The sequence below is a fragment of the Pediococcus sp. M21F004 genome (genome assembly GCF_051122535.1).
GTDB lineage: Bacteria > Bacillota > Bacilli > Lactobacillales > Lactobacillaceae > Pediococcus > Pediococcus inopinatus.
The window spans coordinates 1,154,316-1,177,482 of record NZ_CP177314.1; the positions used below are offsets into that span (position 1 = coordinate 1,154,316).

Genomic DNA, 23,167 nt, shown 5'->3' on the forward strand with positions numbered 1-23,167 from the left:
TTTTCATCTCTCCTTGTCATTCAATTTGTTGAGTAATTCATCATCTGAGGAACTATCAATTAACCGTTCCAACGAACGCTTATTGCTCACCAGCTCATAAAACTCATCAAATATATTATCAATCTGTTCCTGGCCCAAACTTTTGGTCATTGCAATAAAAAACACAATTGAAATTTTCTCTTTTCCCCAACTAACCGGCTTTTTTAATGTACAAACGGCTATTGCTGGTTTTTGTACTAAATCTGGATTTGCATGTGGAACTGCATAACTTCCAAAGCTTGTGTATGAAAGATCTTCTCGCTGAATTGCACTTTCAATAACACCTGAAGTTGCATACCCATTTGAAATTAAATGATTACCAATAAATCTAACAGCATCCTGCCAGTTCTCAAAAGACTTATTTGCAAAAACTAATTTCTGAGTAATCATTTTTTTAAATTCAGACTTTAAATTCTTTTGTGAGGCTTTAGATTTATTTACAATATTTTCAATCGATTTTAGTTCTCCATCTTCTAGTAACGGGGAAACCATAACAGTAGGTATATTCGCTATTTTTATTTGAATTGTGCTGATAATCAAATCAATATTATCCAAAGAATTATGTTGTAGATCTTGAACTGACCAAACACCATTTATTTTTAAGTTTGGAAATTCTTTCCGAACCTTTGCTGCTAACAATTGTGCAGAACCTAATCCTGTGCTGCAAACTATGGCTACTCTTAATCGATTGACATCTGTCCGTTGTCTTTCAAGAAACGCCTCTAAATAAATGGCTAAGTAAGCTACTTCATCATCATTCATTTTGATTTTTTCATGCTGCTCATAGCTCTTTGATATTTTTAAAGCTTCGTCAAACGCCTGAGTGTAGTTCTGTTTAATTGTTCCAGTATAAGGATTACTAATTGTCGCACCAACTTGTAGCCTCTTCAACGCTGATTCAAGATGAAGAGCTAGTCCAGTCAATAATTCTTCATCCATGCCAAAATCTCTTAACAAAATTTTTAATCTTTCTTTCACTGGAGATTTTGTACTACGTAATGCTAAATTTATCCCACCTGATGTTGCCGCAATCAAATGTAATTGAATATAACTAATTTCTTTGTCTGGCAAGGAAACTTTCAATCTTTCTTGGATTAACTTTGCTAATATAATTGCATTATTTCTTTGCAGATCACCTAATTTTTCAAAACCTTGTAGACTTTTTGAAATGGCATTTCCGTCTTGTACTCTTTGTACAGCAATGGCTAAGTGAATAACTAATGATTGAAAGGCGTAATCTGAAATTTTAATTTCCTGTTCTTCTGCAAATTTACTTACAATTTCAATTAATTGCCCTGCAAGCTTGCTTGATATAAGTGAACTATCTGTAATCTGTTGATAGCTCATTACTTGTCCTGACTTACCATGCTTGATAACCCACCGATCACCCCAAAACGAATTTAGGATCTGAAATAAAATTTTTCGTTTTTGTGTTTCACTAGCTATTAGGCGAATTCCTCTTTTAGGATGTCGATCTAATGTCACTCCGTAGTCTGCAACCTGTAACTCTAACTGGTGTAAATTACGCTCAATAGTTTTTGAACTAATAAATAATTCCTGTGCTAAATGCTCAACCGTAATATAATTATTCAATTTTAGTAATCGAGTCAGAATGTAAGTTACTCTGTCTTGATCGCTATCTGGCAAAGCATGTTCTTTTGAAATTTCGTTAATGACAGATTGAGGATCCTCTGATCTTCCTTTAACAGTTATTCCAATTCTTGGTTGTTTTTCAATAGTGACACCGTATCTTTGTAGTACTGATTTGATAACCTGCAAATCACTATATATTGTTTTTTCAGAGACACCTACCTTTTTTGCCAATTCTCCTGCTGTGGAACGACGAATATTCAACAAAAATTTAACAAGTTCAAATTGGCGAGCGTTTAAGTTATCCATGATTTCACCTCCTCATCCCTACAATATCAGTATATATTATTATTAAGCGCTTACAATGTCTGTGACTACCAGATTAATGTTGAAGTATTGATTACTACGAGTGTTTAAATAATTATGTGTAAATGATTCATTGAAAAAGGGAAGCCTCTCCCTTATGATAGTTAGCGTCTAAACAAACATCACAGGAGACTTCCCCATGAATCAGTTTACCAAAGAAATCGTCACAGCACTAGCGCAGCGTCAGGATCTAGATATTATTTTCAAAGATCAACTAGAAACGGCCGTTAATGAGCTATTACAAAATGAACTTTCTGCATTTTTAGGTTATGAGCCCTATGATAGGAATGGCTTCAATTCAGGAAATTCTCGTAATGGCCACTACACGAGAACCTTTAATACAAAATATGGCGAATTGAATCTTATGATTCCCCGTGATCGAAACGGAGAATTTGTTAACCACACATTACCAGCCTATCAACGACGAACAGACCAGTTAGAACAAACCATCATTCAGCTTTATCAAAAGGGAATTACCACTCATGAGATCGCCGATCTGATGGAAAAAATGTATGGTTCCTATTACACGCCACAGACAGTTTCCAATCTAACTAAGGTAGTTAACGAACAAGTTGAAGCTTTCAAGAATCGAACGTTATCAGAACGGTACGCTGTCGTTTATTTAGATGCCACATATCTTCCCTTGCGACGTGACACAGTTGCCAAAGAAGCAGTTCATATTGCAATTGGCATTCAACCTAATGGTCATAAGGAAGTGCTGTCTTACAAGATAGCTCCGACAGAATCTAGTTCTGTGTGGTCTGAAGTATTAGCTGATTTGAAGGATCGTGGCGTACAACAAACCTTACTTTTTGTGGCCGATGGATTGGTTGGCCTCGAAACTGCCGTTGGTAAATATTATCCCAACGCCGTTATTCAGCAATGCCTAGTTCATGTAAGTCGTAATATTTCGCATCATGTACGGGTTCATGACCGTAAAGCTGTGTTAAATGATTTTAAGTTAATTCATCAAGCAACCAATAAACGAATGGCTGAGCACAGCTTAGCCAACTTTGTTGACCATTGGCGCAAAAGATATCCCAAAGTTACGCAAGCTTTATTAAAGAACCAGAAATTACTGGTATTTTTTAATTTTCCACCGGCTATCCGGTCTAGTATTTATAGTACCAATCTTATCGAATCATTTAACAAAAAATTTAAGCGACAAACAAAGAAACGTGAACAATTTCACAACGAAGAATCTTTGGAAAGAACCTTAATGACTGTAATTCTTGATTACAATGACAAATTTGGGCGACGAACACATAAAGGGTTCAACCTAGTTCAAGACACTTTAGAATCAATGTTTTAGTTCAAAAGTGAGAGGCTTTTTCATTTACACATAAAATTTGACACTCTCATTACTACGGACATGTCCTTCAGAAGGTGCATTCAATTATCTCTATTAAAAAATGAGTATATAAAAAAGATATCTAATTTTCAGATATCTTCTTCATAGATTCTAAATCATAAGTTTTCAATTTGCTTACATAATAAGTTGTTACAATTTTCATATCACTACAGAAACTGTACTATAACAATTCGCTAAGTTGAATAATAAAATTATTATAACTTGAAGTATTAACGAGAGTTGAAACATTTTTAGCATCAACTGCAATTTGCGAAACATCATCAAATATATTTCGATAAGAACTTTTATTTGCTTCGCTAATGGCTAGCAAAAACACCAAATTTACTGTACTTCCGTTATTATCCCATTTAATTCCTTTAGGACTCAATAAAATATATCCTTGTGTCTTTAATGCGCTCATGTGTAACGAATGCGGAATGGCAACCTTTCCAAAGGCTGTGCTAGACATTTCTTCTCTTTCTTTCAATTGCTTCAGGAAATCTTTTTCTACAACATGCTTTTTTTCTAATTCACTACATACTTTTTTAAATATGCCATCTCTTGTTGCGTCATTTTTGATAATCTTAAAATTTTCCGGTGGAAAAAAGTTTCTTAAATTAGCTGCAAAGTTATTTTTCTCTTGTTCATGCTTTAATTCTTCTATAATTCCGCTAATTCTGCGATAATCAAGCTGTGTTAGAAATTGAGAAATGTTAGTATGTCTTATTGTCTGTAGCAAATAATCTGAATTTACTTGCACAACAAAGTCGACGGTTCGTACATATTTACTATCCTCCAATTGCTCAGGCGTATGAACAATTCCTCCTATCACTATATCTTGACTAAATAATCTTTCTAACCGATTTATAAAGTTACTGTCATCACTTTGATAGTCCGGAATCAACACTATTACATATAATTTATGAAGGTCATTTATATATTCTGAAACAGCATTTCCGATATGCATTGCTATATATGCAATCTCATCATCATCAATTGAAATCTTCTTAATCTCCTCTAATCGATTCGATATCAACACTGCACATTCATAAATTATAGGAGATGATTCTCGAATTCTTAATGGCATAGGATTTCGCTCTACATAACCATGTGAGGAACGTTCTAATAATCGTTGAATATGAATAGCAAATTGCTCTCTAAAATTGAGACTTCTCAGATCAATGTTTAACATTGAATTTACATATTTAATTAAATCATCAACTAAGACAGCAGTACTATGATTAACGTTATCCTCCAAGTCGCTGTGCTTTCTAGTAATGGAAAATTGAATAACTAACACCAAACTATGACGTTCTTCATTAGAGAAAACTATCCTTTCTGATTTTTCTATTTGTTCAATTAATTCACTACCAAATTCAAAATCTAGATCATTTTGTCGCCCTTCATTAGCACTTGGACGTTGAGTTTCATTCTGAGAATAATTTATCTGTGGCAGATAACCATTTTTCAATCTATGCGTCGCAATTACCACGTGAAGTAAAATATTATTGAAATCAAATACATTCAAATAAATATCCTTTAATCTGGCTAGTCTTTTTATAATATCGGCAAAATGCTTAACATTTATATCAGCAAAGTTATCTTGGATTGAATCGGAACCAATAAACGTTCTTCCAGATTCTTTGTATAAGATGTCACTAATCACTCTACGCTTATCTATTTCCTTCCCGTGCAAAACCCACTCGTCTCCCGAATGAGTTAATTTTAAATTAAAGGCTTTAACATAACTTTGTACTTCATGCATTAGCTTTAATAACGTTGATTCACTAAGGTAAAATTGTTCCGTAAGGTCATAAATATTTAATGATTTCTCTTGAGTAAGTTCATTGACAAGCACACGCTCAATACTGTCATAACTTAAACTTGCTGTCGAACCGTTTACCGTAGTAATTTGTTTTTCCTGATTAATCTTATATCCGTTATTACTGACAAAAATAGCCGAGGAATCGACTAAGTCTTTTGCGTAGCGCTTTATGCTACGTGTAGATACGCCAATTACCACGGCTAATTCATTAGAGGTATGCCAACCAGGATTATTTTGTAAATACTCCAATAATTCTGTTCTATGGTTTTTATGCAAATAGTTTGCCTCCTGTATACACTATATCTGTGCACCATTTGAAGAAATAACACTCTTATACCAATAATAACTATCTTTTGGTAGCCGTTTACCACTGCCTTTGCCTTCATCGTCTTTGTCGACATACACAAATCCGTAACGCTTAGACATTTGTTGAGATGAACAACTAACGATATCAATTGGCCCCCAAGCACAGTATGCGATCACTTCAGCACCATCATGAATCGCTCTTCCCACTTGTTCTATGTGTTCTGACAAGTATTCCGATCTATACTGATCATGAATCTTATTTTCTTCAACTTTATCATACATTCCAATACCATTTTCCGCGATTATAATTGGCTTTTGGTAGCGATCCCAATATTGGCTCAACGTATTATAAAGTCCTTGTGGATCCACAGCCCATCCCCATGGGCTCTCCTTTAAATAAGGGTTTTTACTAGTGTCCGAAGGTAAGTACTTATTCTTAGAGGCATCTACCATCTTCGAGTAATAATAGGAAATTGCTAAAAAGTCCATTGGATTATCCTTTAGAAGTTCTAAATCCTTACTCCTAACATCCAGTTTATCGCCTCTCTGAGCAAAATAATTTTTTGCATATTTTGGATAATATCCACGAAATTGAACATCAGTAAAAAAGTATTGGAGTCGATTTTGTCGCATTGCTAATATCACATCATCTGGCTTACAGCTTGCTGGATAGGCCGTGCCATCAGCAACCATTGTTCCAATATGAATATCAGAATTGTGTAAGGATTTAGCATACTGCTTAATCCATGCTGCTGATACCATTTGATTGTGAACAGCCTGATAAAATGCTTCCTCCTCGTTTGTATACTGGTCAGCACAAACACCTACAGAAAGAAAAGGTTCAATTTGCACCATGTTGATTTGATTAACAACAATCCAATATTTAACTTTCCCCCCAAACCAATCTAGCAGAACTTTACCAAATTTTTCAAACATTGGAATAACCTCTCGATTCGGCCACCCACCATACTTTAATGTAATATTAATTGGAGTTTCATAGTGATTCATGGTAATGATGGGTTCAATTCCTAATTCAAGCATGCAATCAAGCATTTTATCATAGTGTTCTAAAGCACTTCTATTAGGTACTTCATCATCTCCATTAGGAAAGATTCTGGACCAATCAAGCGAAGTCCTAAGCGTTTTGAAGCCCATACCTGCCAATAATTTAAGATCTTCCGGATAAGTATTATAAAAATCAATACCAAAACGTTTCGGAAAATATTTGCTGGTGTCCTTTGCATTACTCTTTACTTGGTCTAACTTCATTCCTTGTGTTTCTAACTCCTGAATCTCCGTATTCGATAATCCTTTTAGATATGGTTGAACATCAGATGAATTTAGCCCTTTACCATCTTCTTGATAGGCGCCGTCTGCCTGACTAGCAGCTTGTGCACCACCCCAAAGGAAATCTTTTGGAAAGAATGGATATTTATTTTGTTTCATAACTTACACCACCTTTATTTTTTCTGATCGCGTTTTTCAAAAACATTAATTAAGTGCTTAGTAAGATTATATTCAGTCATAATTGTCATTAACGTATCCTGTGCATGTGTAAATAATACTGAATACTCAATTGCCTTTCCTTCTGCTTCTTCCTGCATTTTTTTTGTTTGAAGACGATGTGCAATAACTAGCTTTGCGTCTGCCTTTTCAATATTTTTCTTTGCAGATTCATAGTCAAAATCTCCAACATTATCCAATGCATCTGCAATAAATGCACGTGCATCGCCGGCATTAATAATAATATCCATAGTATTTTTTACTGAACCGTCTTCAATATTCTCCGTCATAGTTATGCTCCTCTTTTTATTAAATATTTTTTATGCCTTAACAGTTTCTTCCTTCACTACTTGTTGATCATAAACTTTAAAGAATGGTAACCAAATAATCCAAGCTACTGCAAAAACAACAATTAATAATAATATTGCTCCAACAGAAGGACTTACCAACCATGTTGAAATTGGATATGGAATATACCACATCTGCATTAAAGCTTTGGGAATGGCTGCCAATCCTGCCTTTAGTCCAACCCAAGTAATAATCGGTAAAACAAGACCATTAATCCATAGCGGAATCATCAAATATGGATTCCACACTATAGTACCAAAAACTACTGGTTCATTAATATTGAAAAGTGAGGGCACAATGCAGGCTTTACCCATTGCTTTTAATCGATTTGATTTAGCCATAAATAGCATCATCAACACTAAAGGCATGGTACATCCAACCCCACCTATCCAAGCCCAACCACTGTATATAACCTCACTAGTAAACACATGGGTAGCAGGATTTCCTGCAGCAACTGCGGCAACGTTTGCGGCAATTCCACCTAGCATCAAAGGCTGTGTAATTGGCGCAAGTACCCAACCAGAAATTCCCATTGAATAGATAAAACAATCAAGAAATAGAATAAATATAAATCCATATATTGTATCCGCACCATTAGCTAGCGGTGCAAAAACAGATTCGATAATGTTGTAAACATTAAAATGAGCAACATCGACCAAAAGCCAACCAATCGAAACAATAATACCGATTGGCAACATAGAATCAAACCACGAAGTCACAAAATCTGGAATGACAGTATCTTCACTAAAGAAAGAAAATCGTCCGAAAGCTTCCATAATCAGACTAACCCCAATGGCCACAATAATTGCTACAAACATCCCCCCGGCACCAAACTCATTAAACTGAAACGATGCTAATGAACCGTCACTACTGAATTTCGGATTAGTTAACATTAAGAATAGAGCAATTGAGGTTAATCCGGCGATGATACGTTGTTTGTTCAATTTCTTGTATTCCATAAAATTGAACGGTACTAAAAATGCAACGAATATAGAAAGTAGTCCAAAAGAAAAATTACTTATTGGCGTAAAATCAGGCCACCAATTCCAAAAACTACCCGGAATGTTTAGTAAACTTATAACTGAGCCAACTAAAATAAATGGTAAAACCTCCAACACTGAGTTTTTTAAAGTTACAATCCACTCATTATTTCCAACAATTTGCGCTTTAGGAGCAAATTTATTATTCAAAAAATCCATAAATTTATTCAATATTTATACACCCCTTAACTACGATTTAGTAAATGCACTTTAATCATTAAGTTCTTGTTCTAAATGTTCTATTGCCCCTTTCCCATCTAAAAGTGAATAATAATCTGCTTTCATCAAAATCACTTTCACCGTATCAGGAACTCGTTCTTGAATGCCCTTAAATTCTGCTTTCAAATGAGGTCCAACCATTAAAGCATCAATATCGTTTGCATAATCACCTAATTCAGATTCACTACGCGCCTTAATTTTGTAATCCAGACCTAATTTTTTCACTGCCTTTCGCATGTTAGCAGCCATAAATCCAGATGAAGCACCAGAACCACAAATCAACAAAATATTTTTACTCATAAAATTACCTCCTAGTAATTTAAAATCAATTTGGAATTTAATAATTCCTATTTGTCTTTACACCTGTATACTACAAATTATTTGTATACGTTTACATTTCGTTTTGTCACCTAGGATGTGACATAGCGCAAATGTAAAAGATGGAATATCCCTAATTCCTTATAAATTTCAAGCAGAAATATGATCTAGTCTTATATAAAATAAAAAACGTCAAGACTTATAATTAGCCTTAGCGCTCTTAATAGCTCTTATTTGTTTTTTTAATATCTGTTTGTTTGATTTCCGTTACAACCAACTATCTATAGTATCCTTTGAAATGATCCTTTATAACAAAACCTCCATATAATTCCCAATAACCTTTGAAACACGCATTATCTCGGCATATTTCATAAGCTTCGTAATATTTTTACTACTTGTTCGCACATATTCGTTCATCGCCTGTGAAATGAGTTCAGCATCTTTGCGATTTTTTCCTCGGACTAAATCGCAAAGTATTTTTTTATTTATTTGCATTTTTATCCTCTTTTTAACAATTTTGTTTCATTCTACCATTTACGAAACATATTCGTTAAATAAGCGAATTTCCTACTAAAATTGTTCTTTCTATTTTTAAATTTCTATTCAGAAAGACAAAAAAAGTCGTACTCTCAAACAGTCCGACGTTTCAAATCAACTTTACACACGTTAGAAAAATAAATAATAAATCCCACTAAGCCCAATAAACCGGTAAACCCACTTTCTAAACGTTTGATCATCAAGTTTGTTCGCAATTCTGGCCGCAATGATGGTTCCAATCCCGGCAGCGACCATCCCCACTAATATGTATGGCACATCATGCGGGACCAAGATGCCATTGGCAACTCGCACGCTATTAATGTAGAAAGCATCAATCAGAAAGAATCCTTGGATGTTAGCCGTATATTCCGGAATCGATTTGGACAATGACAGGAAGTAAAGTGCCATCAGCGGGCCACCAATGCCAAGTAAGCCATTGAAAAATCCGGAAATAATCATAAAGCCAATTGCAACGTACCAAGGAAATTGACGTGAATCCGAATTTTTCACCAGCGTAAAGTACAAATATAGCGCTATCAATAAGCCGCCTAACATCATCCGCATTACATTCGTGTCCAACACACTACTAAGATGCACTGACCAGGTAGCCACTGCCGCGTAGATAATGAATGGCGGAATAACCCGTTTAAACTTAAATTCGTGCCGATATCTGTAAGTCAGCCCAACCATGCTTGCCAACATACTTAACCCAGCGATCCCAGCCGCTGGTGCAATTGGCAAAATAGCCGGAAAGAAAGTCATCATGACAATCACGGCCCCGAAACCCGTCAATCCTTGAACCACCCCAGCTAACAGAGCCGGGAAGAAAATTAATAACCAAGTTGCCATGATAAATCTCCTTTAAACGCGTTATTGCACTCAGTATGAATGAACAGTATGGCATGGTCAATAGTCGTTAGTTAAAGCGTATCAATTACCTTCCAGTCATCATATTCAGTCACGTTATGATGATTCATCTGCTGATTAGATAATTCAAACGTTTTACTAACCAAATTTTAATTTAAACTTGACATACACATCGTTACGTATAATAATATGCTGTATTACGTTAATAAATAAGCAAACAAATGGATGAGTAAATTATTATTTCTTCACAGAGAACTGCCATTTTGGTGCAAGGCAGTAAGAACTAATAATTGAAGGTGGTCTATTAATGTTTTTGTTTCCTGCCACTAAGCTAATCAGTTAGGTGACAGCGGACGCGCCCGATAGCACGCTAGAGTATTTAAAGTTATGTAGTACTCGAAAAGGAATAACTTGTGAAAGTTATTTAAAATAAGGTGGTAACGCGAAAAGCAGTCTCGTCCTTAATCTATTAAAAGATTAAGGACGAGACTGCTTTTTTATTTTTAAATTAGAGAAAAGAGGAAAAAATATGAGTAAATTAGCTATTATTACAGGCGCCGGTCAAGGTATCGGCGAGGGTATCGCTCATCGCTTAGCTAAAGCCGGTTATGCGATCGCTGTTGCTGATATCAATCAAAGTACCGCCACCAAAGTTGCCCAGGATTTACAAACCGATGGTTATTCTGCCAAACCATACTTAGTAGACGTCGCAAATCGTAAACAAGTTTTTCAATTAGTTACTGATGCAGTTGCGGACTTAGGCGAGCTGGCTGTATATGTTAACAACGCCGGCATTGCCTTTATTGATTCGTTTATCAACTCTGATCCAAATGACGTCGAACTTTTATTAGATGTTAATCTCAAAGGAACTTATTGGGGAATTCAAGCTGCTGCCACACAATTTAAAAAGCAGGGCCATGGTGGCCGCATTATCAATGCTGCATCCCTTGCTGGCTACGAAGCATCTGCATTACAAAGTGCTTATTCTGCTTCAAAATTTGGGATTCGTGGATTAACACAATCCGCCGCTAAGGAGCTGGCTGAAGATAAAATTACCGTGAATGCTTATAATCCTGGCATTGTACGGACTAAAATGCGCGACGCAATTGATAAAAAAACCGCCAGTCTCAAACATGAGACCGTTGCCCAACAACAGGCTAATTGTTTAAGCGAAATCGCGATTGGTCGTGAAGCGACACCTGCTGATATCGCTGAGGTTGTCGCCTGGTTTGCCTCTGACGCTGCTGGTTATGTGACGGGTCAGTCACTACAAGTCGATGGCGGTATGCGATTCCATTAAAATTAAGTTTCTGAACGGCAATAATTTAAATTTAGCGTTCCAAACCATAAATGCAAAACAAAAAAAGCGCTGTAACTTTAAATAGTCACAGCGCTTTTAGGTCGCATTACTTAATTTATTCCGGGACTGGTGGCCCATCTGGACTCTTGAAGCCAATTTTTTTATCTTCTTCAGTTGGTCCTTTGTCCAAGTAGGCACTGACCATCCAAATTAGTTTATCCATCTCGGCTTTAAAGCCATTCAGCATATCTTGGGTTGGTAAATCTTGTTCATCATCCGTGATCTCAATTCCCTGTTGGTATTGATCTCGCAAGTATCTAAAATCGTGATCCAAATGTTTCATGAGTTCTGGTAATGGGAACTCACCAAATTCAATCACTTTATCTGGTAACTTTGTGTGTTCAATAAACTCATGGGTTGTCGCAAACGGTTTGCCACCGAGGGCAATTAACCGTTCTGCAACTTCATCCAATTGTTCCGCAAACTCTTCATTAAAATCATCCATTTTTGGGTGCAACTTGAAGAATTCCGGTCCGCGCATATACCAGTGGACCTGTTGAACGTTAACTTGTAGCTGGCTTAAATCAGCAATTAATTGGTTCAAATGTGCTTGGGTCTTGGGAAATTGATGCTCACTCATAAAAGTGGCTCCTTTCAGTTTTCCAGGCTTAGTTGAAACATCGACTATACCTTTAGCTTAGAGAGTTTCTGCCCGCAACTCAAGGAATTTGACCACTCATTTTAACCTATTTAATTGCTGCCACAAACCGTTCTGCAATTTCCTTTGGCCGCGTAATTGCACCACCAACTACGACACTCATTGCACCAATCTTTAGAGCTTCTTTCGCCATCCCCGGTTCATGGATTCTACCTTCCGCAATCGTCGGAATGCCAGCCTGAACTAACTTTTTAATTAAAACAAAATCTGGTCCCGATAACTTCTGGCTCTCTTCCGTATAGCCACTTAACGTCGTCCCCACAAAATCCACTCCAGCCTTATAGGCAACTTTTCCTTCTTCAAATGTCGAAGTATCTGCCATGAAGAGTTGGTCGGGATACTTAGCTTTCATCTGATGAATAAACTCGGGTACCGTCAAACCATCATGACGAGGCCGATCTGTGCAATCAAACGCAATGACGGCCACCCCTGTCGCAACCAGTTCAGCTACCTCTTTTTCTGTCGCCGTAATGAACGGTTTCTCCGGAAGATAATCGCGTTTGATGATCCCAATAATTGGCAAATCCGTCACGGCTTGAATTTGTTTGATGTCACGCGCTGAATTAGCACGAATCCCTTTAGCTCCCGCTTGCTCGGCAGCCTTGGCGAACAAAGGCATCACGCCACCTTGTTCTGTATACATGGGCTCGGTTGTGAGCGCCTGGCAAGATACAATAAGATTTCCTTTGACTTGATTGATAAATTCTTGTTTATTCATAATTTTCCTCCAAAATATATTATTGTTGGATATTTACTCCACAAATAAAGAATACCACGTTACTTAGTTGTTGTAAACGGATACATTAAATTCGTTTATTTTTTTCGGTTTGGAGTGTAAAATGTTTAGTAAGAGAAACTGGAGGAAAATTCCACATGACATATGTAGAAACAATTAAATTACGCTGCGATGATTTAACTAAATCCGAGAAAAAAGTTGCCGACTATGTGCTCGGTTCTGGCGATAAACTGATCAACCAAACTTTAACTGACGTGAAAAAATCAACCGGTGTGGGCGACGCAACCATTGTTCGTTTCTGCCAAAAACTAAACTATCAGGGCTTTTCTGATTTAAAAATTGCCATTGCAAAAGTTGCTTACAAACAAGACTCCGCCAAAGAGTCTCCTGATTCCTACGTGGATCTGGTCAGCAACCGACTAATGGATGCCATCCGCTCCACTGCATCATTGGTCAATCCCAAAGATTTGAACTCTGGGATTGATCTCATTCATGCAGCTCAACGGATCTTTATTTTTGGTGTCGGCTCAAGTGGCGTCACAGCTGAAGATATGGCTTCTCGTTTTCTGCGCGAAGGTATTCAAGCAGAAGCTATCACCGATCCCCATTACCAAGCGCAAAACGCAGCTTTAATGAGTGACAAAGATCTCATCATTGCGTTCAGTTTGTCTGGAAATACCAAAGATATTTTCGATTCCTGCAAAATTGCCAAACAAAACGGCGCAAAATTAATTATCGTGACGAATCATTTGTTGTCAGCAATCGCTAAACAAGGCGACGTCGTTTTACAAACAGCGGTGGAAGAACTCTTGATGAACGGCGGCTCCCTATCTGGCAAGATTTCTCAGCTCTGCGTCTGTGATCTTTTGATTACAGGCTACACAATTACCTACCATATCAATTCATTGAAAATGCGTGAACGTGTTCTACGGTCAATTATTAATAAGTCGATTGATTGACTTAAGTTCAAACAGTACTTAAACTAGGCATTAAATACTAATAAGCGGGGCTATAAAATGGATAAAAAAGATAAAATTGTCCAAAAATCAAAATTAAGTCAAAAAAATCCAATACTTTCATATTCAACCACAGCCTTCAAAGATAATTTTTGGGATAAAATCGACGAACATGTTGCTAAGTATGGTAACATAAGTACACCAGAATTAGACTGGGGACCAGATGTCGGCACTGAAATAATTGATCACCAATAAAATTGAATATCAGACATTTCACTAATAAACATATAAAATCTAACCAAACATACCGGGTTAGGTTTTTTTGTCTTATTTTCGATCTTTTATTTTAATAAAGGGATTTTAAAATTGCGTAATTTATCTAAAGAACAAAGTATTAGGAAATCAATTTTAATGTATAGATACGATGCTTTGACAAAACACGTGTAACACGTATAACGTATTAACTGTCAGGAAGTTTAGATAATGCCGGTTTGAAATAGTTCACCGCTTTTACCATCCATTCAAGGAGGAATCTCTTATGTTAGTCAGCTACCCAGCACTTTTTTATTATGACAAGTCAGAAAAAGTCCCATTTTTCGTTACCTTTCCAGACTTCACTAACTCGGCTACTCAAGGCTTAAATATTTCCGATGCAATGGCGATGGCTTCCGATTGGCTTGGCATTACCGTTGCCGACTATATTGAAAACAATCGCGACTTACCAAAACCATCTGATATCCAAACACTCTCTTTAAAAAGAAACAATCCTTACCCCAACGAACTTAACTATGACCAGAACTTATCCTTTGTGTCGATGGTTATGGTTGATTTAGATGGCTACATTGGTTCCGATCAACCAATCAAGAAAACTTTAACGATTCCAAAATGGGCTGATAAACTAGGGAAAAAATTGAACTTGAATTTTTCCAAAACCCTAACCGAAGCAATTGCCAATAAAAAATTAAACCGATAACAAAAACCCCAACCAAATTAATGGTTGGGGTTTTAAAATAGCAATATTCAATTTTTTATTTCAACGTATCCTTAGCGATTTTAGCTGTCGTCGTCACGTTCGCACCTGTAACCCGTGCGACCTTTTTACCTTGTTGCCAGCTAATGCTATTCACTGGCTTTTGTTGGCTAGAACTATACACCACGACATTTCCCTTTGTGACATCTTGGGTCGTGACTTGGGTCGCCTTCAACGTTTTTTGAACCTTATTGGCTACCGCGGTTGCGGCCTTATTAGTGCTGCTTACCGAAGTGGTTGTTAGCTGATCGGTATCTGCCACGGCGGTCACATTCCAACCATTCTTCTGCCACTGAATATAAACATGTCCCATGACGCCTTGTCTGACTGCTTTAGTGCCATCCGAAAGGGTGATTTTAGGGCCATTCGTTTCTGTGACGTTTTGGTAATTGGCAAAACTGGTAGTGGCTTGACTACTATTTTGATATTTATTTTGTTTATAAGTAGCCGTCGTTGCGGTGCCTGATCCATTTGTGTAAACAACTTTGCCGCTGGTACTATTACCAGTTACAGACTTCACTTCAGTATTGGTCCCGTCAACCTTCTCAGGCGCTGTCAAACCGTTACTGGCAGGTGTTGTCACCGCATGAACGGTGGCCACGTTTTGTGAATTTGTGGCACCCCCAAGACTCAGAACAGCAATTCCAAACATTAAACTACAACTTGCTAAAAGTATTTTTTCATCAGATTTGCCTCTCCTAATTGACCGTGACCACATTTTTATTTACGTAACCGATCCAGGTATTTCCACTATATAAAGAATAGTAAGTACTGCCATTTGGATGATTATAATAGCATTTCACGGTGTACGTTTTGCCATAATAACTGTTCGTACTCCCGTATTTCTTTGTAAACGAGAGATTACTCCAAATTGTTTGGTTTTTCTTAGCAATTTTAACCGTCTTCTTGGTCCCAATGGCTTTCCACGTCGCCTTTGCATTGACATAGCCAAACCAAGTATTTCCCTTATACAAAGAATAGTACGCCTGTCCGTTACCACGATAATATTGATATTTAATGGTATACGCTTTGTTCAAATAATTTTTTGTATAATGTTTAACTTTAGCCCACAAGAAATTATTCCAAACCGAATAACCCGTTTTATAGATGATCGCCGTATGTTTATAAGCATGACCTGTCATCACGGTCATGGAATTAGCATTTACATAACCAACCCATTTACCATTTTTGTCATAAAGTGACAGATAGGTGCTCCCGTTACTGTGCTTATACTCATATTTCGCATAATAAGTTTTAGCAGCTTTTTGAGCAGTCTTACCAAGCTTCTTAGTAAGCGTTAAGTTCCCCCAAATCGTGTAACTAGATTTGGCCGTATTTTCGGACACATATTTCTTATAACTAATTGCTTTACCAGCTGTTGATGCAGTTGATAAGAACCAAGAAGTAGCTTTTCCAGAGGCACGCAAACTAGCATCCACATATTCGGCGATTGGTGAACTATACCAATCATCCGTGTATTGCCAGAGTACATGCGAAATTCCGGTTGGTTCAGCAGAAGTATAACTTGCTAGCCAAAAGCCATCATAACTTGTCATGGCCGTTGCCGCATAGGTTTGCGCAAAGCTACTGTATGAATAAAACAAAATTCGATTTGTAGTTAAGCTATTTAATTCCGTATACCAAGCTTTAGTCGCCGAGTTTGTGGTGCCACTCGTCACGGTTTGCTCTTCATAATCATTCACATAGAAGCTAGCGTTAGGCGCGCGCGTATATAAATCTTTAGCTTCTTGTTTGGCATCGGCGGTACTTATGTACTGACTGTATGAATAAACCCCGTATTTTAACCCGTACTCCTTACACAACGCGGCGTTTTGGGCAAAATACTTATCCTTATAATCGCTACCTTGCTGAACACGCAAGATAATAAACGGTTCAACCTTCGCAAGATTTTTCACCTGAGCAGCCGTAAGTTTCCCCTGCCATTCAGATAAATCCGGAATCTGACTATTTGTGGCCGCTTGCGCATATTGCGTGAAAAATCCCGTAAATATTAAGAGACTAACCGCAATTACTACAAGCCTTAAATAACGAAACCGATCTAATCCATGATGCATATGTAAATCCATTTTGTAACTTCCTTCCTAACAAGCTCATATGTAGCAAACGCTTTCGGGTTTACAAACTCAAAGCTCCCCAACAAGTATATTACTGGGAAGCCTTTTTGTAATTAAATTTAATTAAGTTTTGCAGTTCATAACATTCGAAAGCGTCCCTTAAACGTCATGATAGTAACCTGCCTTTAAATGAATGTTAAAATTGATGGATTCACGAATATTCTTATCACAAGATTAAATATATAACTAAATTTTTCTATCCTCCAAGGTGTAAAAATGGTATCATTTAGAGATCGCGTCTATTTATCAGGGGGAGCCATTATGAACAAAATCACCAAAATGATCATTACCATGTTAGCTTCAATCAGCATGGCAGAAATCGGCCTCGTTTCAACCATTGGCCCAAGCATAAACGTTCAAGCCAGTTCAACTTATAAACAAGTTGCCAGCCGGAAAATCAGCAAAACGGCCTACCATCGTAAAAGTGCAACCGGGACAGTGTGGAATGCCAGTCACAAAAAGGCCTTACACTATCTAAAAAACTATTCAAAAACAACTTGGTATGTAACCAAAAGGATCACCCTCAAACATAATGGTAAGAAAACCAACTATTACTACATTAAAGATTCCAAGAATTCTAAAATTAATGGTTATGTTTATACCGGTTATCTCACTAAGGGGTCGTACAAAGCGCCAGGCTACACCATTACATACAACCACAAATATGGAAAAATTCAGTACCATCGCGCTTCCAGCAAGTCAGTATCCGTTTGGAATACGGGCCACAAGAAGGCGATTCATAATCTCAAAAATTATCCCACAACAACTTGGTATGTAGACCAAACAATTACCTGGAAATCGCCGAAAGGCACGAAAGGTAACTATTATCATATCGTTGATAAAAATAACCGTAAAATTAGTGGCTATGTCTGGCATGGTTACGTAGCTAAAGGTGCCTACACAAAACCAAAAGCGGCGGTCTCAACTTATTCGGCAACTTCCAAGAAGACGATCACCTTACCTGCCAATTATTATCGGGATCTTAAAAAGGTTTATAAATCAGGGAAAGACTCCGCCAGCATTGATAAAAAATGGCAAACTGCTGCTGAACAGACCTACCAATCAAGTGCAGCCGATAAAAAAGTTATCATCGCCAATGTTGATACAATGTCTTCTAAAACCCAACTTGAATTATCAAAGTTTGCCGCTGGATTGGTTAATTCTGTCCGTAACCAGGTGGGCATGCATGCTGTGACAGTCACAAAAGGATCACTTGGTTTTGCTCAGGATGTAAAAAAACAATACACCGCCGATAATTGGTCGACCTATAGTCATGATGTGCATGCCATTAAAAAAGCTGCTGCCGACTATGGTTTGAATAGTGGCGACAATTATTATGAAAATGCTAGTTTTGGGTACATTGGCAACGGTAAGTCACTAACTATGGATGCCTTAAAAAATGCTATTTATAGCAGCTTTGTTGCGATGCTTTTCAGTGATGGCGGTTCTGCGTATGGACACGCCGCTTCAATCACTGGATACATGAATAACAATCAAAAAGCTGAATATTTCGGGCTCTCTATGAATAGCCACTTATCTCAGATTCATATTTTATTTGTAAACTCGCAACTTATTAAAAAGCCTTCCAAGTTTAGTACTAAGGCGATTTGATGTTTTAAAGCTAAAAAACAAGCTCCGTTACTGGATTCTAATCCAATAACGGAGCTTGCTTTGTATACATAGCTGTTATTCAATTCCTAATATCAAACGAACTTCTTCTTCAGTCAACGTTCCTTTGTTTTCGGTACCGCTAAGCACCTGATCCACAAAGTTGCGCTTTTTTTCTTGTAATTTATAGATTTGTTCCTCGATGGTTCCCTTGGTAATCAAACGGAAAACATCAACTTTTTTCGTTTGGCCAATTCGGTGAGCCCGCGCTGTTGCTTGATCCTCAACCGCTGGGTTCCACCACAGGTCCACTAAAATTACCATATCAGCACCAGTTAAGTTAAGCCCAGTCCCACCGGCTTTCAAAGAAATCAAGAAAATATTCTTTTCGCCAGCATTGAATTCATTTACCATGTCTAACCGATCTTTTGGTTTTGTATTGCCCTGCAAAACGAAGTGGTCCATCCGCTGCTTTGTGAGCTCTTTACCGATAATATCAAGCATGCTGGTAAACTGGGAAAAGATCAAAACATGACGATCATTCTCTTCGGCCTGCCGCAAGATCTCATACAACTGCTCAAGCTTACCGGAATCACCCTTGTAATCGTCCATATATAAGGACGGCGTGTCACAAATCTGTCGCAAGCGTGTGAGACCAGCCAGGATAGCTAGTTTATTTCTCACAAAACTCTTGCCGGTCATCCCTTGAACCTTGACCTGCATTTGTTTCAACTGTGCCAAATAGACTGTTTTTTGCTTCTTGGTCAACTCATTATAGAGATTCGATTCCACTTTAGCGGGAATATCCTTCAAAACAACGGATTTTTCACGCCGTAAAATAAATGGTTTAACCCGTACCGCTACTTCTTCTGGCGTTAATTTTTTGAATGCTTTTCGACTTGGTAACAGTCCTGGCATAATAATTTCAAAAATGGCCCATAATTCTTCCACCCGATTTTCGATCGGGGTTCCAGATAACGCAAATGTATTTTTAGGAGTCAGCTTGCGAATACTCTGATTGGTTTTAGTACTGGCGTTTTTAACGTACTGAGCCTCATCCAAAACCAAGTAATTGATTTTGCGAGCATTATATTCCTCTACATCTAAACGAGCGCTATTATAACTAGTAATCATGACATCTGCTTGCCCAGTCTCAATTAATTCTCGGCGATTTTCTTTGTTGCCATCAACCACTTGAGTCTTAATATCGGGGGCAAACTTGGCAAACTCTTCTTGCCAGTTGTAGATCAATGAAGCTGGTGAAACAATTAAATCAGGCTTAGTTTCATCCAAATGATTCATTAAAAAGGCAATCATCTGAATGGTTTTTCCAAGTCCCATTTCATCCGCTAAAATCCCGCCAAAATGATAAGAATCCAACATTTCTAACCATTTCACGCCGAGCGCCTGGTAAGGACGCAAAGTTCCATGGACGGGATTCGTCGTTTTAACTTCAAAGTTTTCTGGATGAGCTAAATTAGTCGCCAACTGCTGAAATTTTTCATCAAAATTCGCGGTATCTTTCAAGGCAGCTTGAACAGCTAATGCCTGTGAAGCATGAACTTGAAGTTCACCGTTCTTAAACTTGCCCTGTTTGCGAATTTTTTGAAGGGCTTGGCTGACCTTTCGGAACTCATCATCTAGCAGAATAATCGAGCCGTCAGCTTGAGAAACATATGGGCGTTCAACATCAAGCTGGGCCAACATACTATCCACATCATTTTCACTGACGCCGTCTACCGAAAACTTCACAGTTAACAAACCGTCTTTTTCAGAAACGTCTACCGCCGGCTTTAGGTCTTCAGAAGTCCGTAAAAGTCCTTGTAAGTCCTCAGAAACAGTCACAACCCCGTTGGTACGCAAATTGGGCAATTCCTGCATAAAGAAATTAAACAAGACGTCTTCTTGATCAAATTTCTTCACCCAAGCCCCATTTTGGAGGCTAAATTGCAAACTCTTTAAATAGGCTTGCGTTTGTTTTTCTTTATCTAAATTTCGGCTAGCCTTTGAATACTTCCCAATGTCTGTACTGGAAATAAGCTCGCCATCGTATTCGTAATCTAACTTCAATTGAAGTTCATTTTCGTTCTTACTTATGTCAAAATATGGCGTCATTTGGTTGGTAACAAACGTTTTAGGCACATCGATTACACCAACTTGTTTAAAATACTCAATAAAATCATTTAGTTCTGTTTCATGATCCCACGAAAAATGCATCGACGTGGCCACCGGCAAATTAGCTTGTTGCCGAATCTGCCGGCTCAATTCATTTCCCATAATTGAATTATAGGCGTTCAAGATTTGTTCAACGATCTGCATTTGCTGTGGAGTGGCTTGGTACAATTTATTTTGCACAATTAAAATTGAGCTTGGATAAACGTCCTGTTGCACATGACTATCGATCGTCAAATTATAACCATCTTCGTCTTGTTTCAACGTTCCTTCAATCAATGCATCCTCTGGCTGAAACTGTTTATAGAAAATTTCATCAAATTTAGTCTGATGTTCAGCCTGCTGGAATCGAAAAATTGGTAGATCAGCAAACAAGTTAATAAATTGGGGGACATTGGTGGTTGCTACTAAGAAATATTTATTTTGACTTAAACTGCTGTTATCTGAACTTTCGCTCTTGCCAGTTGTAACAATAAAATCTAGTAGTTTTTGGTCAGCTTCAGAAAAGGCTGATCTACTTAACAGAAAATTCCTTTTTCCTGCCGTACGAAAGCTATCCTCCGTTTGGTAATCTTCGAAGAAACGATCAAGATTGTTTACTACATAAAACTTGTGATCCGCTCGGGCCGCAATTCGAAGGCGAATGAAAAAGCGATTTTCAGTTGACCCATAACTCCAGCCATCATTAACCTGACCAATTAGTAAGGTCACTTCTAAATCTAAAGGTTCAGCGATCGCCTTGGGTAAGGCATGATAATACTGCTTTTCAGGAATATCTAGGTTCTGTAGAAAGAGTTCACCATATTCGTCCGCCTGGGGCTTTTTGTGATGAATCATTCTAATTTCCGGAAAATTAGTTACGGGTGAATAGCTGTTATCAAAATCAGCTTCCGCATCCTCACTATCTGGTTCGTCATCAAATAAGGTCTCAATCGGGGTATTTTGTGTTTTAAAGTATTCAATTACTGCTGCAATATGCTTACAATAGCCGTGTTCAGGAAAATAGGGGCACTCACAGGAATCTTCATCGGGATCAGCTTGATTGACCTCAACGGAATACGCGTACGTCCCGTCAACGGTAGCTGTTACCAACTGCGACTCGTTATCAATTTCTTCAATGTGAACCTTACCTGCTCTAGCAATTTTCTTACCGCGCTCCCAAATTCGAGAGGGCATTTTTCTTCGATACATTTAATCGCTCCAAATTTTCAATGTTTTTCAGCTCTACTGGTCTATTTTACACTACTCCGAATGGAAATGACTACCTTAGATCTGCCTAAATAGGTGTTCATTCCTAATCCATAAAAAAACAGGCCTCAATAGCTACACTACTAGCTCTTGGGGTCTGCGTTTTAATTTTAAATTATTTGAAATGTTTGCGTATTACCCGGCTTGATTCTTTGATCTTCGCCGCATTTTCGTCAAAGTTCATCGTAAGATAGGAATAGTAGAGAAGATCAACCACATACAACTGAGCCATTAGGGAAGTCGTGGCGGCCGTTCTTAATTGTTCGTTTTCTTCACTATCATCGTGTACCAAGACAATATCACTTTTTTTGGCCAACGAACTCTTCTGACTATGTGTAATTGTAATTACAGGAATCTGATGTTCATGAGCAACATCTGCCAGTTTTTGACTTTCAACCGTTTCCCCCGTATTTGAAATAAGCACTAGGACTGATTCCGGTTTTGCAATTCCCGTTGCAATTAAATGAGTATCCATTGTTTGTACAACTGGCTTGCCCACTCGAATAAATTTCTGCTGTAAATCTGCAGCTACAATGCTCGAAGCCCCAAGTCCATATGCATACACATTATCGGCCTGATCAATCAATTGTGCCGCTTTGCATACTTCATCATCGTTCAAAGTAAGGTTCGTTTGTTCAATCGTGTGACCAATTCTAAATTCCATTTTTTGCTTAACCACATCCAATGGATCTTTGGGGTCAACCTCGGTATATAAACTATCATCAACCTTTGTTTCTGCAGAAAGCTGAATCTTTACACCAGGAAAACCATCAGGACTCAGTAATTTGGCCAGCCTGACGACAGTCGCAGCACTAACTCCCACTTGTTCAGCTAAAATATCAGCATTCATGCTAATAACTTGTTGCGGATTGTCCAAAATAAACTGGGCGACTTTACGTTCTGACTTAGAAAATGATGTGATTTGTTTATGAATGGAAAATAGAATACTTTTCAT

Annotated in this window: 20 protein-coding genes and 1 other annotated feature; of the genes, 6 read left to right on the forward strand and 14 right to left on the reverse strand. The window is 37.7% G+C overall.

The annotated features are described in order from the left end of the window. Window positions 1–3: 3 nt before the first annotated feature. Window positions 4–1,938, reverse strand: coding sequence for a BglG family transcription antiterminator (locus ACLHK8_RS06040; protein ID WP_063697292.1), 1,935 nt, complete (start codon window positions 1,936–1,938; stop codon window positions 4–6). Window positions 1,939–2,134: 196 nt separating this feature from the next. Between ACLHK8_RS06040 and ACLHK8_RS06045 the strand changes: the two genes are divergently transcribed. Continuing rightward, window positions 2,135–3,307, forward strand: a complete 1,173-nt coding sequence (locus ACLHK8_RS06045; protein ID WP_434520228.1) for an IS256 family transposase — start codon at window positions 2,135–2,137, stop codon at window positions 3,305–3,307. A gap of 220 nt (window positions 3,308–3,527) precedes the next feature. Here ACLHK8_RS06045 and ACLHK8_RS06050 read toward each other — a convergent pair whose 3' ends face one another. The 7 genes from ACLHK8_RS06050 to ACLHK8_RS06080 form a co-directional block, all read right to left on the reverse strand. Next, window positions 3,528–5,447: a BglG family transcription antiterminator gene (locus ACLHK8_RS06050; protein WP_063697297.1), complete on the reverse strand. Its 1,920-nt coding sequence runs from the start codon at window positions 5,445–5,447 to the stop codon at window positions 3,528–3,530. A gap of 21 nt (window positions 5,448–5,468) precedes the next feature. Beyond that, the gene (locus ACLHK8_RS06055) at window positions 5,469–6,923 is read right to left on the reverse strand and encodes a glycoside hydrolase family 1 protein (protein WP_063697300.1); all 1,455 of its coding nucleotides are present in this window, start codon (window positions 6,921–6,923) and stop codon (window positions 5,469–5,471) included. Between the two features lie 14 nt (window positions 6,924–6,937). After that, window positions 6,938–7,270, reverse strand: coding sequence for a PTS lactose/cellobiose transporter subunit IIA (locus ACLHK8_RS06060; RefSeq protein ID WP_082854835.1), 333 nt, complete (start codon window positions 7,268–7,270; stop codon window positions 6,938–6,940). A gap of 30 nt (window positions 7,271–7,300) precedes the next feature. Continuing rightward, a complete protein-coding gene (locus ACLHK8_RS06065; protein ID WP_063697303.1) occupies window positions 7,301–8,539 on the reverse strand; it encodes a PTS sugar transporter subunit IIC in 1,239 nt (412 codons plus the stop codon). A gap of 39 nt (window positions 8,540–8,578) precedes the next feature. Continuing rightward, window positions 8,579–8,887, reverse strand: a complete 309-nt coding sequence (locus tag ACLHK8_RS06070; RefSeq protein ID WP_063697305.1) for a PTS sugar transporter subunit IIB — start codon at window positions 8,885–8,887, stop codon at window positions 8,579–8,581. A gap of 324 nt (window positions 8,888–9,211) precedes the next feature. Further along, entirely contained in the window at window positions 9,212–9,400 is a 189-nt protein-coding gene (locus ACLHK8_RS06075) for a hypothetical protein (RefSeq protein WP_063697307.1), read from the reverse strand. Window positions 9,401–9,571: 171 nt separating this feature from the next. Then, window positions 9,572–10,291, reverse strand: a complete 720-nt coding sequence (locus ACLHK8_RS06080; protein ID WP_063697309.1) for a sulfite exporter TauE/SafE family protein — start codon at window positions 10,289–10,291, stop codon at window positions 9,572–9,574. Between the two features lie 232 nt (window positions 10,292–10,523). Then, window positions 10,524–10,775: a binding site (T-box leader), on the forward strand. A 63-nt stretch (window positions 10,776–10,838) separates the two neighbouring features. Here ACLHK8_RS06080 and ACLHK8_RS06085 point away from each other — a divergent pair. After that, window positions 10,839–11,609 (forward strand): acetoin reductase, encoded by a 771-nt coding sequence (locus ACLHK8_RS06085; RefSeq protein ID WP_063697311.1) that lies wholly within the window; start codon window positions 10,839–10,841, stop codon window positions 11,607–11,609. A 115-nt stretch (window positions 11,610–11,724) separates the two neighbouring features. Here ACLHK8_RS06085 and ACLHK8_RS06090 read toward each other — a convergent pair whose 3' ends face one another. Together ACLHK8_RS06090 and ACLHK8_RS06095 are read right to left on the reverse strand one after the other, a co-directional pair. After that, on the reverse strand, window positions 11,725–12,249 hold the full coding sequence (locus tag ACLHK8_RS06090; protein ID WP_057773155.1) for a Dps family protein: 525 nt from the start codon (window positions 12,247–12,249) through the stop codon (window positions 11,725–11,727). Between the two features lie 106 nt (window positions 12,250–12,355). Further along, on the reverse strand, window positions 12,356–13,045 hold the full coding sequence (locus ACLHK8_RS06095; RefSeq protein ID WP_063697313.1) for an N-acetylmannosamine-6-phosphate 2-epimerase: 690 nt from the start codon (window positions 13,043–13,045) through the stop codon (window positions 12,356–12,358). A gap of 155 nt (window positions 13,046–13,200) precedes the next feature. Here ACLHK8_RS06095 and ACLHK8_RS06100 point away from each other — a divergent pair, with 155 nt between their 5' ends. The 3 genes from ACLHK8_RS06100 (at window position 13,201) to ACLHK8_RS06110 (ending at window position 14,992) form a co-directional block, all read left to right on the forward strand. Continuing rightward, window positions 13,201–14,022: a MurR/RpiR family transcriptional regulator gene (locus ACLHK8_RS06100; RefSeq protein WP_063697315.1), complete on the forward strand. Its 822-nt coding sequence runs from the start codon at window positions 13,201–13,203 to the stop codon at window positions 14,020–14,022. A gap of 57 nt (window positions 14,023–14,079) precedes the next feature. Beyond that, a complete protein-coding gene (locus ACLHK8_RS06105; RefSeq protein ID WP_063697318.1) occupies window positions 14,080–14,274 on the forward strand; it encodes a hypothetical protein in 195 nt (64 codons plus the stop codon). Between the two features lie 283 nt (window positions 14,275–14,557). Beyond that, the gene (locus ACLHK8_RS06110; protein ID WP_063697320.1) at window positions 14,558–14,992 is read left to right on the forward strand and encodes a type II toxin-antitoxin system HicB family antitoxin; all 435 of its coding nucleotides are present in this window, start codon (window positions 14,558–14,560) and stop codon (window positions 14,990–14,992) included. 55 nt (window positions 14,993–15,047) lie between these two features. Here ACLHK8_RS06110 and ACLHK8_RS06115 read toward each other — a convergent pair whose 3' ends face one another. Further along, complete coding sequence (locus ACLHK8_RS06115) at window positions 15,048–15,701, reverse strand: hypothetical protein (RefSeq protein ID WP_063697322.1); 654 nt, start codon at window positions 15,699–15,701, stop codon at window positions 15,048–15,050. 46 nt (window positions 15,702–15,747) lie between these two features. Then, the gene (locus tag ACLHK8_RS06120; protein WP_063697324.1) at window positions 15,748–17,136 is read right to left on the reverse strand and encodes a GH25 family lysozyme; all 1,389 of its coding nucleotides are present in this window, start codon (window positions 17,134–17,136) and stop codon (window positions 15,748–15,750) included. A gap of 309 nt (window positions 17,137–17,445) precedes the next feature. Between ACLHK8_RS06120 and ACLHK8_RS06125 the strand changes: the two genes are divergently transcribed. After that, window positions 17,446–18,795 carry an SEC10/PgrA surface exclusion domain-containing protein gene (locus ACLHK8_RS06125; RefSeq protein ID WP_063697326.1) on the forward strand — a complete coding sequence of 450 codons (1,350 nt, stop codon included), beginning with the start codon at window positions 17,446–17,448 and terminating at the stop codon, window positions 18,793–18,795. A 75-nt stretch (window positions 18,796–18,870) separates the two neighbouring features. Here ACLHK8_RS06125 and ACLHK8_RS06130 read toward each other — a convergent pair whose 3' ends face one another. Further along, window positions 18,871–22,155 (reverse strand): SNF2-related protein, encoded by a 3,285-nt coding sequence (locus ACLHK8_RS06130; RefSeq protein WP_063697329.1) that lies wholly within the window; start codon window positions 22,153–22,155, stop codon window positions 18,871–18,873. 172 nt (window positions 22,156–22,327) lie between these two features. Next, on the reverse strand, window positions 22,328–23,167 hold the full coding sequence (locus ACLHK8_RS06135) for a MurR/RpiR family transcriptional regulator (protein ID WP_057773138.1): 840 nt from the start codon (window positions 23,165–23,167) through the stop codon (window positions 22,328–22,330).